Consider the following 12,357-nt stretch of genomic DNA (forward strand, 5'->3'; position numbering starts at 1 on the left):
AAGAAACTCGTCCTCGGTGCCCTGATGCGCAAGATCCTGGCGATTGCCTACGGTGTACTGAAGTCCGGAAAGCCGTTCAATCCCGCACTTCACGCTTGACTTGCGAGACAGTATCTACAGGATGCGTTCGCAGCCGGTTTCACCCTTCCTCCACCACCGCCGCATACACCCGGATCAACTGCGCCAGCGACTCCGCCTGCAGCTTGGCGAAGAGGTTCGCGCGATGCGTCTCCACCGTCCGCGGCGACAGCGACAGGGCGCGGCCGATCTCCTTGTTCGTGAGGCCTTGCACGATCAAGCCCACGACCTCCTTCTCGCGCTCGGACAACTGCGCATACCTGGTGCGCGCGACGCGGTCCGCCGCCAGCCGCTCGCGCGAGGCCACGTGCTGCCGCACCGCGTTCTGCACCGCCTCCAGCAGGGCCTCGTCGTCCGCCGGCTTCTCCAGGAACTCCGCGGCGCCGGACTTGAAGGCGCGGCGGCACATCTCCACCGTGCCGTGGCCGGTGAGCATGATCACCGGCTGGTCCACGCCTTCGGCGACCAGGGTGTCGAGCACCGTGAGCCCGCTGATGCCCGCCATGCGCACGTCCAGCACGATGGCGCCGATGTCCTGCCGCGGGAACTCGCGCAGGAATTGCTGCGGGTCGGCCCAGCCCTGCACGCGCAGCCCCACGGTGGAGATCAGCAGCGCGAGGCTGCTGCGCACGGCCTCGTCGTCGTCGATCAGGTGGATCAGGGGCGAGTGCGGCGCGTTCATGGGGCGGCGGCGAGCGGCAGGCGCAAGGTGAAGGCGGCGCCGCGCGGGGAACGCGGCTGCACGCCGAGCTCGCCGCCCATGCCGGCCGCGAGGCTCTCGCACAGGCTCAGGCCGAGGCCCAGGCCGTTCTCGCGCGTGGTGAAGAAGGGTTCGAAGATGCGCGGCAGCAATTCGGGCGCGATGCCGGGCCCGCTGTCGCCGACCGTCAGCGCACCCTGGCCGCGGTCCTGGTGCACCTGCACGGACAGGGCGCGCTCCCGCGGCGGCACCTGGTCCAGCGCCTGCAGCGCATTGGTCAGCAGGTTGTGGATGATCTGCTCCAGCGCCACGGGCTCGGCCTGCACCGCGAGCGCGGCGCTCGCCGCGTCGAGGCGGGGCGCCACCTGGCGTTTCGCGAACTCGGGCTCCAGCAGGTAGAAGGCATTGCGCACCGCGTCCTGCAGCACCACCGGCTGCAGCGAAGCCGACGCGGCCGGCCGCTCGACGCCGCGGCGCAGGCGCGCGAGCACGTCCGCCGCGCGCCTGGCCTGCTCCTCCGCCTGCCGCATGGCGCCCTGCGCGGTGGCGATCTCGGGCGGGTCGTCGTCCAGCAGGCGGCGGGCGGCCTGCGTGTTGGCGAGCAGGGCGGCGAGCGGCTGGTTCAGCTCGTGGGCCATGCCGGCGGCGAGTTCGCCGAGCGTGTTCAGGCGGGCCACCTGCCCCAGGCGCAGCAGTTCCTCGGCCCGCTCGCGCTCCGCGCGCTGGCGCCGCATCCATTGCCAGGCGGCCACGGCAAGCGCCATCGCCGCGGCCCAGCCCAGCATCGCGGCCCAGGGCAGTTCCGCCCAGCCCACCGCGCGCTGCGCCACCACATCGAAAGGCTGGCTGTCCGCGGCGAGATGCTTGCGGAATTGGAAGCGCCACGGCCCGCTGCCGTGGCCAGGCTGCAGCGCGTACTCCAGGGCTTCGTGTTGCAAGGCGACTCGCACCGGGCTGGCCTGCGGCGCCATTGGCCATTCGTTCCAGGGCACGACCTGCCGCAGGTCGAAGGTGGCGGCGAAGCTCGCGGGGTCGGCGGCGAGCACCAGGCGATAGCGGCCGGCGGCGACATCGACATCGGCCAGGGCGGCGCGGCGCTCCGTGCGCGAGCGCGCTTCGGCGGCCGCCAGCCTGGCGTCGGGCCAGGTCGCGCCCGCATCGCGCCGTTGCACCGTGAGGATCTGCGGGTAGAGCGCGGGCAGCCGCTGCTCCGGCGTGTCCGGCCCGGGCTGGAGCAGGGCAAGCGTGGCGAGCACCGCATCGTGCTGCACCGCGCGCTGGCTCAGGAGGCGGTGGGCGATGCGTGCATCGGTCTCGAAGGCTTCGCGCAGGCGCTGCAGTTCGGCGCGCGCGAGCAGCACGCCGCCGGCCACGCTCAAGGCGAGCCACAGGGCCAGGGCAGCGCGGTAGCGGCTCGGCAGTCGCATCGCCCATTCTTGCATGGGCCTCCCGCACAATGCGGCCATGTCCCTGGCTTCCTCCGCGCAGCGCATCCCGCCCCAGGTGCTGCTTCGCTGGTCCGTCGCCGTCGCGACGCTGACCATCGCCCTCAAGACCCTGGCCTGGTGGCTGACCGGTTCCGTGGGCCTCCTGTCCGATGCGATGGAGTCCCTCGTCAACCTGGCGAGCGCCGCCTTCGCCCTGCTGATGGTCAGGATCGCGGCGCGTCCCGCCGACGAGGGTCACCCTTACGGCCACCACAAGGCGGAGTATTTCTCCGCGGGCTTCGAGGGCCTGATGATCATCGTGGCGGCGGCGGGCATCGCCTGGGCCGCGCTGCTGCGCTTCCAGGACCCGCAACCGCTGCAACAGGTGGGCGTCGGCCTCGTGCTCTCGGTGGTGAGTTCCGCGTTCAACGGCGGCCTGGCCTGGCTGATGTTCCAGTCGGGTCGCGCGCACCGCTCCATGGCGCTGGAAGGCGACGCACGCCACCTCATGACCGATGTGTGGACCTCGGTGGGCGTCGTCATCGGCGTCGGCCTGGTGGCGGCGACCGGCTGGCTGTGGCTGGACCCGGTGGTGGCGATCGCCGTGGCGGCCAACATCCTGCGTGAAGGCGTGCACCTGATGTGGAAGTCCTCCGAGGGCTTGATGGACCGCGCGCTGGAGCCGGAGGTGCTGGCGCAGATCGACCGCACGCTGGAGCAGTTCCGCCACCCGACGATCCGTTTCGACCACGTCTCCACGCGGCGCTCGGGCAAGCGGCGCTTCGTGGACATGCACATGCACATGCCGGCGGGCTGGACGCTGGGGCGCGCGGCGGCCTTGCGCGCCTCCGTGGAGCAGGCGCTCATGAGCGCCGTCCCCGGCCTGCGCGCGAGCATCCAGCTGCTGCCCAGCGACGTGGAAGCGCATTTCGACGACGAGGAGGACCTGATCTGATGCTGGCGGTGGTGCAACGCGTGCGCGAAGCGAAGGTGCTGGTGGCGCAAAAGACCGTCGGGGCCATCGGGCAGGGCCTGCTGGTGCTGGTGTGCGCGGAGCGCGGCGACGCCGAAGGGCAGGCGGACAGGCTGCTGGCGAAGCTGCTGAAGCTGCGCATCTTCAGCGACGAGGCGGGCAAGATGAACCGCAGCGTGCAGGACGTGGCCGGCGGGCTGCTGCTGGTGAGCCAGTTCACCCTGGCCGCCGACACCAGCGGCGGCAACCGGCCGAGCTTCACCAACGCGGCGCCGCCGGACGAAGGGCGCAGGCTCTACGAATATTTCGTCGCCAGGGCGAGGGAGGCGCATCCGGTGGTGCAGACCGGGGAATTCGCGGCGGACATGCAGGTGCACCTGGTCAATGACGGGCCGGTGACGATTCCCATCACGGTGCGGTGAAGCGGCGGGGCGACGCGAACCTCACCGGTGGTCGCTCAATACGGGTTCGGATACCCCAGCACCCCCATCAACAGGACCTCCAGCGCCTCCATCTCGGCCGCCTCCCGCTCGCCGGTTTCGTGGTCATACCCTTGCGCGTGCAGCGTTCCGTGCACCAGCAGGTGCGCGTAGTGGGCTTCCAGCGTCTTGCCCTGTTCCCTGGCTTCACGCTCCACGACGGGCGCGCACAGCACGAGGTCGGCCGACACGGCGGGCTCCTGCGCGTAGTCGAAGGTGAGCACGTTGGTGGCGTAGTCCTTGCCGCGGTACTGGCGGTTCAGCGAGCGGCCCTCGTCGTCGCCGACGATGCGCACGGCGATCTCGCCCGGGCGCTGCAGCGCCACTCCCACCCACTTGCGCACGCGCGAGGGGCTCAGGATCGCCTTGTGCGCGCCGGCGCCGGCGAAGGTGCCGAACTGCAGCGAGATGTCCGCATCCGCCATCAGGCGTCCTTCTTGCGCACGGCGTCGTAGGCGTCGACGATGCGCGCCACCAGCGGGTGCCGCACCACGTCGGCGCTGGTGAAGCGGGTGTGGGCGATGCCCTTGACCCGCTTGAGGACGCGCTCGGCGTCGATCAGGCCCGACAGGGCGCCCTTGGGCAGGTCGATCTGGCTCACGTCCCCCGTGACCACGGCCTTGCTGCCGAAGCCGATGCGCGTGAGGAACATCTTCATCTGTTCCGGCGTCGTGTTCTGCGCCTCGTCCAGGATCACGAAGGCGTTGTTCAGCGTGCGGCCGCGCATGAACGCCAGCGGCGCGATCTCCAGCGCGTTGCGTTCGAAGGCCTTGGTGACCCGCTCGACGCCCATGAGGTCGTAGAGGGCGTCGTACAGCGGCCGCAGGTAGGGGTCGACCTTCTGCGTCAGGTCGCCGGGCAGGAAGCCCAGCTTCTCGCCGGCCTCCACCGCCGGGCGGGTGAGCACGATGCGCTGCACCGTGTTGCGCTCCAGGGCGTCCACGGCGCACGCGACCGCCAGGTAGGTCTTGCCGGTGCCGGCCGGACCGATGCCGAAGGTGATGTCGTGGCCGGCGATGTTGTCCAGGTAGACGCCCTGGTTCGGCGTGCGCGCCTTCAGGTCGCTGCGGCGGGTGTGCAACACCGGTGCGCCATCTTCGTCGTCCATCGTGGCGTCGCTGGCCAGCATCAGCTGCACCTTCTCCCTGGAGATGGTGCGGCCGGCCATTTCGTACAGGGCCTGCAGCACGTTGAGCGCCTGCTCCGCCCTGGCCTTGGGTCCCTCCACGCGGAAATGCTCCTGGCGGTGGGAGACGCGCACCTGCAGCGCGTTCTCGATGGTGCGCAGGTGTTCGTCCATGGCGCCGCACAGGTGCGACAGGCGGGTGTTGTTCAGGGGAGTGAAGGCGTGGCGGAGAATCAAGCTGATAATCCTCGACAGAGGGACGCAATGATAGGCAAATTGACGGGGACGCTGGCCGAGAAGAACCCGCCGCAGGTGCTGGTGGACTGCCAGGGCGTCGGCTACGAGGTCGACGTGCCCATGAGCACCTTCTACAACCTGCCCGGCGTGGGCGAGAAGGTGTCGCTGCTCACGCACTTCGTGGTGCGCGAGGACGCGCAGATCCTGTTCGGCTTCGGTTCTTCCGGCGAGCGCGAGACCTTCCGGCAACTGATCAAGATTTCCGGCGTCGGCCCGCGCACGGCGCTGGCCGTGCTGAGCGGCCTGAGCGTGGGCGACATCGGCCAGGCCGTGACGCAGCAGGACGCGAGCCGGCTGGTGAAGGTGCCGGGCATCGGCAAGAAGACCGCGGAGCGGCTGCTGCTGGAGCTCAAGGGCAAGATCGGCGCCGACCTCGGCCACCCGGTCGGCCACGCCGTGGACGACGCGCAGGGCGACATCCTGCAGGCGCTGGTGGCCCTGGGCTACAGCGACAAGGAGGCGCAGGCCGCCCTCAAGTCGCTGCCCAAGGACGTGAGCGTGAGTGAAGGGATCAAGCAGGCATTGAAGGCCCTCTCGCGATGAGCGCAGCAAGGCCGTCGGAAGTCGCTCGAAAGCGGACAAGCCGGGGGGAGGTTTCCTGATGGCCATCCAGACCGACGATTTCGCCCCGGCGCCGGACAAGCGCGTGGTGTCGGCCGCGCCTGCATCGCCGCAGGAAGAAGCGCTGGAGCGCGCGCTGCGGCCCAAGGGCCTGGCGGAATACGTCGGCCAGGCGAAGACGCGCGAGCAGCTGGAGATCTTCATCGGCGCGGCGCGCAAGCGCGGCGAGGCGCTGGACCACGTGCTGCTGTTCGGCCCGCCGGGCCTGGGCAAGACGACGCTGTCGCACATCATCGCCAACGAGCTGGGGGTGAACCTGCGCTCGACCTCGGGGCCGGTGCTGGAGAAGCCCAAGGACCTCGCGGCGCTGCTGACCAACCTCGAGCGCAACGACGTCCTGTTCATCGACGAGATCCATCGCCTGTCGCCCGTGGTGGAGGAAATCCTCTACCCCGCGCTGGAGGACTACCAGATCGACATCATGATCGGCGAGGGCCCCGCGGCGCGCTCGATCAAGCTGGACCTGCAGCCCTTCACGCTGGTGGGTGCGACCACGCGCGCGGGCATGCTCACCAACCCGCTGCGCGACCGCTTCGGCATCGTCGCGCGGCTGGAGTTCTACACCTCGGAGGAGCTCACGCGCATCGTGCACCGCAGCGCCGGGCTGCTCTCCGCGCCGATCGACGCCCAGGGGGCCGCCGAGATCGCGCGCCGCTCGCGCGGCACGCCCCGCATCGCCAACCGCCTGCTGCGGCGCGTGCGCGACTACGCGGAGGTGAAGGGCACGGGCCGCATCGACCAGGACATCGCGCAGAAGGCGCTGGCCATGCTGGACGTGGACCCGCTCGGTTTCGACGTGATGGACCGCAAGCTGCTGGAGGCGGTGATCCACCGTTTCGACGGTGGCCCGGTGGGACTGGACAACGTGGCGGCCTCCATCGGCGAGGAGCGCGACACCATCGAGGACGTGATCGAGCCCTACCTGATCCAGCAGGGCTACCTGCAGCGCACGCCGCGCGGCCGCATCGCGACGATGGCGGCGTACCGGCACCTGGGCGTGGTGCCGCCGAATGCGGCGGGCGGGGAATTGTTCGAGAGCTGAGGCGCTGCGGGTACGGTGGGGGAGTGGAGGGACTGCGGGCACGGTGGGGTTCGCTGTGCTCACCGTCCGGCGGCCGTCGGCCGCCGCCACCCTACGTGGAACCGCCGTAGGCTGAGGTCGAATTTGTAGGGTGGTGGTGAGGCAGCGAAGCGCCGAACCCCACCGGCTGCGCCACCCCCGCCCGCGCATTCCGCACGATCAGCACCTGCGCGACGTAGTAGGTGGCCAGCACGAAGAACTGCGCCATCGGCAGGGGCTGCGCGAAGCGGTTGATGGCCAGCAGCGCGTCGCTGAGCATGAAGAACACGGCGCCGATGGCCACCGCGGTTGCGGCGCGGTTGCGCAACACACCGGCGCGTCCGATCGCCTGCGCCGCCATCAGCGCGATCACCACCGCATACGCGGCCACCGCGACCTTCAGCACCGGCCCGAGGTGCGGGAACAGGACCGCGTACATCACGACCGCCGCGGCCAGCGTGCCCGCGAGCACCGTGCCGCTGGGAAACCAGCGCTGCCCTTGCTTGAACAGCGCGAGGTAGCACAGGTGCGCGCACAGGAAGCTCACGAGCCCGGGGATGAACATCCCCGGCAGCATCAGCAACACGTCGCCGGCCAGGCACAGGACCAGGGCCGCGAGCAGCTTCAGGTCGAAGGCGCGCTCCTGCCGCAGCCAGCCCGGACGGCTGGCGACGAAGGCGATCGCGAGCACCATCGCCAGCGGCTTGAACACCCGGTGCAACCCGATCCAGCCCTCCGCGGCCGTCGCCGTCGCCAGCGCCGCCACTTCCACCAGCAGCACTTCCAGCATGCCGATGCGCCCCTGCATCACGGCACCCACCGCCCACAGGCCCGCGGCCAGCACCGCGAGCCACACGACCGACTGCGACAAGGCCATCGCGTCCGCATGCCAGAGGAACAGCGTCGCGCCTTGCAGCAGCAACACGAACTGGATGCCCGCGAACCACGCCACCGCGCGCGTCATCGGCGGGTGGTAGCGCCTCACGCGCTCGATGGCGAAGGGCGCCTTCGGAAAACGCTGCGCCACGTCCGCCGGCCGCCAGCCCGGTGGCTTGAACCACACACGCAGCTTGTCCGCCCAGGAGCGTGCGTGCCAGCTGTCCCTGGCCAGCGCCCAGTACACCTCCAGGTTGGACCACAGCGGGTCCCAGCTTTCCAGCGGCGCGCGCGTTCCGTACACGCACTCCCCGTCTTCCTCGCGGAAGCTGCCGAACAGGCGGTCCCACACGATCAGGATGCCGCCGTAGTTGCGATCGAGGTAGCCGTCGTTGACCGCATGGTGCACGCGGTGGTTGGACGGCGAGCAGAACCAGCGGTCGAACCATCCGAGCTTGCCCACGTGCTCCGTGTGCACCCAGAACTGGTACAGCAGGTCGACGAGCGCCACCACCGCGAACACCTTGGGCGGCACGCCGGCGATGGCCATCGGCAGGTAGAACACCCAGCCGAGCAGCGCGCCGGAGCTGGTCTGGCGCAGCGCCGTCGACAGGTTGTAGTCCTGGCTCTGGTGGTGCACCACGTGCGCCGCCCAGAACAAGGCCGTCTCGTGGCCGGCGCGGTGCAGCCAGTAGTAGCAGAAGTCGTAGAACAGGAGCGCGAGCAGCCAGCCCGGAACGGAAGTCCAGAAGGCGTCCGCGTGCCACGCCGAGACCCAGGAGAACACCGCGGTGTAGATGCCCACGCGGAACAGGCGCGTGAGGACGGCGCTGACCTGGCTCAAGACGCCCAGCGAGATGCTGTTGACCGCGTCGTTCAGGCGGTAGGTGTCGCGCCCGCGCCAGCGGCCCCAGGCGAACTCGAGGCCGATCAGCAGGAAGAACACCGGTGTCGCGAGGACGATGACCTGGCTCGGGGACAACTGCATGCCCCGATTCTGGTGCCGTTCAGCTCAGGGCGCCACGGGCATCGACCCGGATGATCTTGTCCACCCGCCCGTTGGCCAGCCCGCCCACGACGCCGATCATCTGGTTGTGCAGGTTGACGGTGGGATCGCAGTGGCCGGGAATGAGCCACACGGTTTCGTCCAGCCGCGGCACCCGCTGGTTGCCGCGCGCGGGCCGCAGGATGCCGTGCTCGTCCCCGCCGTTGCCGTAGTCCAGCTCGCCGGTGGGCTCCAGGGCAAGCACTTTCGGCAGGCCGGAGTCGATCGCGTGGCTCTTGTGACCGGCATCGCACACCGCGTGCAACAGGCCGGAGCTCATGACCTGCGACTTGACGAACAGCGCGTGCTCGAACGCCGGCTGCGCCGGGTCGCGCTCGTTGGCCGCGTAGTCCGCGTCCATGAACAGGAAGGAGCCGGCCTGCAGCTCGCCGTACACGCCGCTGGCCGTCTCGTACAGCATGCTGCCGGTGCCGGCGCCGGTGACCAGGCCCACCGCCAGGCCTTCGTCCTCGATCAGCTTCTTCGTGAAGCGCACGTCGCGCGCCACCCCGGCGATCGCTTCGCGTCGCTCGCGCGCGCTGCGAAGGTGCTGGGCCTTGCCGTGGTAGGCCTGCAGGCCCGCGAAGCGCAGGGGCGCGTGCTTGCGCACTTCGAGCGCGAGCTCCACCGCCGACTGGCCCGGCGTCACGCCGCAGCGCCCCTGGCCCACGTCGAGTTCCACGAACACGTCGATGACGGCGGGCGGGCCGCCGCGCCGGCGCTCGTTCATCGCCTGCGCTAGCCGCTGCACGCCTTCGAGGCTGTCCACCGCGATGGCGAGCTGGCCGCTTTCGGCGGCGACCTGGTGCGCCAGGTCGGCCACGCGCGCCAGCTTCGCCGGTGCGATCACCTCGTTGCTGATGTAGACGTCGTGCACGCCGCCCGCGACCATGGCCTCGGCCTCGCTGGTCTTCTGCACGCACACGCCGACGGCACCCGCCTGCATCTGCAGCCGCGCGATCGCCGCGCTCTTGTGCATCTTGGCGTGCGGCCGCCAGCGCATCTCGTGCTTGCGCGCGAACTCCGCCATGCGGCTGAGGTTGCGCTGCATGGCGTCGAGGTCGACCACGAGGGCCGGGGTGTCGATGGCGGAGGCGGGCTGGCCGACCAGCCGCTTGAGGTCCTCAGAAAGAGGTGTTTTCGTCGATGGAGGCATGTTCCAGGTGCTGGGTGTCCGACCAGCCCACGAGGGTGAAGCCCTGGGGCGTCCACAGCAACCGGTTGATCGCTCCGTTGGGCAGCTGCCAGGTGCGCGGCGAGTTCACTTCCTGGCCGGTGGCGATGCGGTACAGCGTGTCCAGCACGCCCCCGTGCGCCACGACGGCGATCTGCTCGCCGCAGTGCCGGGCCGCGACGTCGCTGACGGTGCGCGTCACGCGTTCGCGCAGCTGCAGCAGCGACTCGCCACCCTCGGGCGGCTGCCATTCGGGGATGCGGCGCTTCCAGTTGAGCGTGTCTTCCGGCCAGTTCTTCTGGATCTCGTCGAAGGTCTTGCCCTCGAACATGCCGAAGCGGCGTTCGCGCAGGCCCGGCAGGGCGACCACCGGCACGCCGGCCGCGTCGGCGATCGCGCGCGCGGTTTCGTGGGCCCGGGCGAGGTCGCTGGAGTAGATGGCGCTGAGCTGTTCGGACGAGAGCGCGGAGCCGACGCGCCGCGCCTGCCACCGGCCGGTGTCGTTCAGCTGGATGTCGAGCTGGCCCTGGATGCGCGAGTCCACGTTCCAGGCCGTCTCACCATGCCGGACGGCAATGATGCGGGTGGCTTCCATGGCGGCGATTGTAGGGAGCTCCCCGGCAAACCGAACCGGCGCAACGGACGTGTTACGAATTGGCGCCGAGCTGGACGTCGACGCGGCGCGGGCCCGGAGGCGGATTGGGGAAGCCCTGCATGGCGGCGTCGAACATGGCCGGCAGCACCACCCGGTTGTCCAGCACCGGCCCGTCGTTGTGCGCGTGCGTCTCGTACACGATGCGGTTGGTGGGCAGCTCGCGCACGACCACGCTCACTTCCCGCCGGAACCAGTAGGAGTCCGCCCGCGGCCAGGGCCCGCCGAAGCCGATCGCCCCGTGCGAGCCGCCCAGGCCTATGCTCCAGCCGCCGCCCCACCCACCCCAATACGGAGAGGCATAGGGCGAGAGCACCTGCTCGGTCCGCGCGCTCACCTGCACGCTGAACTTCGGCGCGCTGTCGTCTCGGCGCAGGCCGGCGCGGAACAGGGCGCCATCGGCGAGCGCCTCCAGCGCCTGCTGCGCCGGGTCGGCCTGCTGCGACAGCGAGCGCTCGAAGCGGAACGTGGGTTGCGCCGGCAGCGCGGCGAGCTGGGAGAAGGTCTGGACCTGGTTGTCCAGCAGGTAGGTGCTGGCGCAACCGGAAAGCAGCAGCAGTGCGGCCGCGGCGGCCGCCAGGAACTTCATCGTACGCACCATGCGACCTCCCGAACGAGGCGCGGGCCGCGCCTCAGAGCTTGATGACCTGCAGGGCAGGCAGGGCCGCGGGGGCGGGGAAGTCCTCGTGGTCGAAGGCACGGTCCCCGTCCGGGCTTGCCTGGCCGCTGGCGGCCAGGCCCTTGAAATCGTACAGGGACGCGTCCGCCAGGTGGGAGGGCACGACGTTCTGTAACGCGTGGAGCATGTTGTCCAGCCGGCCGGGGAACCTGCGCTCCCAGTCCTGGAGCATCGCGCCCACCTGCTTGCGCTGCAGGTTCTCCTGGCTGCCGCACAGCGTGCAGGGGATGATGGGAAAGGCGCGCACCCCGGCCCAGCGCACCAGGTCCTTTTCGTTCACGTAGGCGAGCGGCCGGATCACCATGTGCCGGCCGTCGTCGGAGACCAGCTTGGGCGGCATGCCCTTGAGCTTGCCGCCGAAGAACATGTTCAGGAACAGCGTCTGCAGCATGTCGTCGCGGTGGTGGCCCAGGGCGATCTTGGTGGCGCCCAGTTCGTCGGCCACCCGGTACAGGATGCCGCGGCGCAGCCGGCTGCACAGGCTGCACATCGTCTTGCCCTCGGGGATCTTGTCCTTGACGATGGAGTAGGTGTCCTGCTCCTCGATGTGGAAGGGCACGCCCAGCGCCTTCAGGTAGTCGGGCAGGATGTGCTCAGGGAAGCCGGGCTGCTTCTGGTCCAGGTTGACGGCCACGATGTCGAAGTCCACCGGGGCGCGGGCGCGCAGCTTCAGCAGGATGTCCAGCAGGGCGTAGCTGTCCTTGCCGCCCGACAGGCACACCATGACCTTGTCTCCGGCCTCGACCATGTTGTAGTCGCCGATCGCCTGCCCGACGAGGCGGCACAGGCGCTTCTCGAGCTTGTGGTTCTCGCGCCCGATGCGGCGGTCCTGTTCCGCCGGGGCGGGTTCCTGTTCGATCCAGACGGCGCTCATGCGCCCGATTTTCGCATCCCGCGCGGCGCAATGCCCGCGCGGGGCTTCACGGCGGGGTGCCGGGGCCGCCGCGCATGCCTTGGCCCTCGGCCGGATAGCTGCTGCTCGCGGCGCCCGAGGGGAAGGGCGTGAAGGTCCCCGGCTTGGCATCGCCGGGGGAGAAAGGGATGGTGCAACCCGCCAGGCCGAGCAGGCCGGCGCAGGCGCAGCGACGCAGCAAGGATGCGGGAGATGCCCGGCTTGGGGTGGCCATGCGGCAGTTTGGTCGCCGCCGGGGTGGCCTGCCTATCCGCGCA

Annotated in this window: 14 protein-coding genes; 4 read left to right on the plus strand and 10 right to left on the minus strand. The window is 70.2% G+C overall.

All coding sequences use genetic code 11. The features are described from left to right. Positions 1 to 139 precede the first annotated feature (139 nt). Together AC3EGR_RS24505 and AC3EGR_RS24510 are read right to left on the minus strand one after the other, a co-directional pair. Entirely contained in the window at positions 140 to 760 is a 621-nt protein-coding gene (locus tag AC3EGR_RS24505; RefSeq protein WP_488549149.1) for a response regulator transcription factor, read from the minus strand. Further along, on the minus strand, positions 757 to 2,205 hold the full coding sequence (locus tag AC3EGR_RS24510; protein WP_488549150.1) for a sensor histidine kinase: 1,449 nt from the start codon (positions 2,203 to 2,205) through the stop codon (positions 757 to 759). The genes AC3EGR_RS24505 and AC3EGR_RS24510 overlap by 4 nt, the downstream gene beginning before the upstream one ends. A gap of 37 nt (positions 2,206 to 2,242) precedes the next feature. Between AC3EGR_RS24510 and AC3EGR_RS24515 the strand changes: the two genes are divergently transcribed. Both AC3EGR_RS24515 and dtd read left to right on the plus strand, forming a co-directional pair. Beyond that, positions 2,243 to 3,160, plus strand: a complete 918-nt coding sequence (locus tag AC3EGR_RS24515; protein ID WP_488549151.1) for a cation diffusion facilitator family transporter — start codon at positions 2,243 to 2,245, stop codon at positions 3,158 to 3,160. Further along, positions 3,160 to 3,600, plus strand: coding sequence for a D-aminoacyl-tRNA deacylase (gene dtd, locus AC3EGR_RS24520; RefSeq protein WP_488549152.1), 441 nt, complete (start codon positions 3,160 to 3,162; stop codon positions 3,598 to 3,600). The genes AC3EGR_RS24515 and dtd overlap by 1 nt, the downstream gene beginning before the upstream one ends. A gap of 35 nt (positions 3,601 to 3,635) precedes the next feature. Here dtd and ybeY read toward each other — a convergent pair whose 3' ends face one another. Together ybeY and AC3EGR_RS24530 are read right to left on the minus strand one after the other, a co-directional pair. Continuing rightward, positions 3,636 to 4,082 carry an rRNA maturation RNase YbeY gene (gene ybeY, locus AC3EGR_RS24525; protein ID WP_488549153.1) on the minus strand — a complete coding sequence of 149 codons (447 nt, stop codon included), beginning with the start codon at positions 4,080 to 4,082 and terminating at the stop codon, positions 3,636 to 3,638. Beyond that, the gene (locus AC3EGR_RS24530) at positions 4,082 to 5,020 is read right to left on the minus strand and encodes a PhoH family protein (protein WP_488549154.1); all 939 of its coding nucleotides are present in this window, start codon (positions 5,018 to 5,020) and stop codon (positions 4,082 to 4,084) included. Before AC3EGR_RS24530 ends, ybeY begins: the two co-directional genes overlap by 1 nt. Positions 5,021 to 5,047: 27 nt before the next feature. Here AC3EGR_RS24530 and ruvA point away from each other — a divergent pair, with 27 nt between their 5' ends. Continuing rightward, positions 5,048 to 5,623 carry a Holliday junction branch migration protein RuvA gene (gene ruvA / locus AC3EGR_RS24535; RefSeq protein WP_488549155.1) on the plus strand — a complete coding sequence of 192 codons (576 nt, stop codon included), beginning with the start codon at positions 5,048 to 5,050 and terminating at the stop codon, positions 5,621 to 5,623. 58 nt (positions 5,624 to 5,681) lie between these two features. After that, positions 5,682 to 6,743: a Holliday junction branch migration DNA helicase RuvB gene (gene ruvB, locus AC3EGR_RS24540; RefSeq protein ID WP_488549156.1), complete on the plus strand. Its 1,062-nt coding sequence runs from the start codon at positions 5,682 to 5,684 to the stop codon at positions 6,741 to 6,743. Between the two features lie 91 nt (positions 6,744 to 6,834). Here ruvB and AC3EGR_RS24545 read toward each other — a convergent pair whose 3' ends face one another. From AC3EGR_RS24545 to AC3EGR_RS24570, 6 genes are read right to left on the minus strand one after another with little or no spacing between them, the layout of a single operon-like run. Further along, positions 6,835 to 8,625: a lysoplasmalogenase family protein gene (locus AC3EGR_RS24545; protein ID WP_488549157.1), complete on the minus strand. Its 1,791-nt coding sequence runs from the start codon at positions 8,623 to 8,625 to the stop codon at positions 6,835 to 6,837. Positions 8,626 to 8,644: 19 nt separating this feature from the next. Then, positions 8,645 to 9,838, minus strand: coding sequence for a DSD1 family PLP-dependent enzyme (locus AC3EGR_RS24550; RefSeq protein ID WP_488549158.1), 1,194 nt, complete (start codon positions 9,836 to 9,838; stop codon positions 8,645 to 8,647). Further along, a complete protein-coding gene (locus AC3EGR_RS24555) occupies positions 9,807 to 10,451 on the minus strand; it encodes a histidine phosphatase family protein (RefSeq protein WP_488549159.1) in 645 nt (214 codons plus the stop codon). The genes AC3EGR_RS24550 and AC3EGR_RS24555 overlap by 32 nt, the downstream gene beginning before the upstream one ends. Before the next feature lie 52 nt (positions 10,452 to 10,503). After that, on the minus strand, positions 10,504 to 11,109 hold the full coding sequence (locus AC3EGR_RS24560; protein WP_488549160.1) for a DUF4136 domain-containing protein: 606 nt from the start codon (positions 11,107 to 11,109) through the stop codon (positions 10,504 to 10,506). A gap of 31 nt (positions 11,110 to 11,140) precedes the next feature. Next, a complete protein-coding gene (gene ttcA, locus AC3EGR_RS24565) occupies positions 11,141 to 12,061 on the minus strand; it encodes a tRNA 2-thiocytidine(32) synthetase TtcA (protein ID WP_488549161.1) in 921 nt (306 codons plus the stop codon). A 46-nt stretch (positions 12,062 to 12,107) separates the two neighbouring features. Further along, positions 12,108 to 12,281 carry a hypothetical protein gene (locus tag AC3EGR_RS24570; RefSeq protein WP_488549162.1) on the minus strand — a complete coding sequence of 58 codons (174 nt, stop codon included), beginning with the start codon at positions 12,279 to 12,281 and terminating at the stop codon, positions 12,108 to 12,110. Positions 12,282 to 12,357: the final 76 nt, after the last annotated feature.

It is taken from the genome of Ramlibacter sp. G4-7, assembly GCF_057784995.1.

Excerpts from the sequence above, each read along its gene's own strand:
- AC3EGR_RS24505 (WP_488549149.1), bottom strand. The coding sequence starts at position 760 with ATGAACGCGCCGCACTCGCCCCTGATCCACCTGATCGACGACGACGAG.
- AC3EGR_RS24510 (WP_488549150.1), bottom strand. The coding sequence starts at position 2,205 with ATGCGACTGCCGAGCCGCTACCGCGCTGCCCTGGCCCTGTGGCTCGCC.
- AC3EGR_RS24515 (WP_488549151.1), top strand. The coding sequence starts at position 2,243 with ATGTCCCTGGCTTCCTCCGCGCAGCGCATCCCGCCCCAGGTGCTGCTT.
- dtd (WP_488549152.1), top strand. The coding sequence starts at position 3,160 with ATGCTGGCGGTGGTGCAACGCGTGCGCGAAGCGAAGGTGCTGGTGGCG.
- ybeY (WP_488549153.1), bottom strand. The coding sequence starts at position 4,082 with ATGGCGGATGCGGACATCTCGCTGCAGTTCGGCACCTTCGCCGGCGCC.
- ruvA (WP_488549155.1), top strand. The coding sequence starts at position 5,048 with ATGATAGGCAAATTGACGGGGACGCTGGCCGAGAAGAACCCGCCGCAG.
- ruvB (WP_488549156.1), top strand. The coding sequence starts at position 5,682 with ATGGCCATCCAGACCGACGATTTCGCCCCGGCGCCGGACAAGCGCGTG.
- AC3EGR_RS24545 (WP_488549157.1), bottom strand. The coding sequence starts at position 8,625 with ATGCAGTTGTCCCCGAGCCAGGTCATCGTCCTCGCGACACCGGTGTTC.
- AC3EGR_RS24550 (WP_488549158.1), bottom strand. The coding sequence starts at position 9,838 with ATGCCTCCATCGACGAAAACACCTCTTTCTGAGGACCTCAAGCGGCTG.
- AC3EGR_RS24555 (WP_488549159.1), bottom strand. The coding sequence starts at position 10,451 with ATGGAAGCCACCCGCATCATTGCCGTCCGGCATGGTGAGACGGCCTGG.
- AC3EGR_RS24560 (WP_488549160.1), bottom strand. The coding sequence starts at position 11,109 with ATGGTGCGTACGATGAAGTTCCTGGCGGCCGCCGCGGCCGCACTGCTG.
- ttcA (WP_488549161.1), bottom strand. The coding sequence starts at position 12,061 with ATGAGCGCCGTCTGGATCGAACAGGAACCCGCCCCGGCGGAACAGGAC.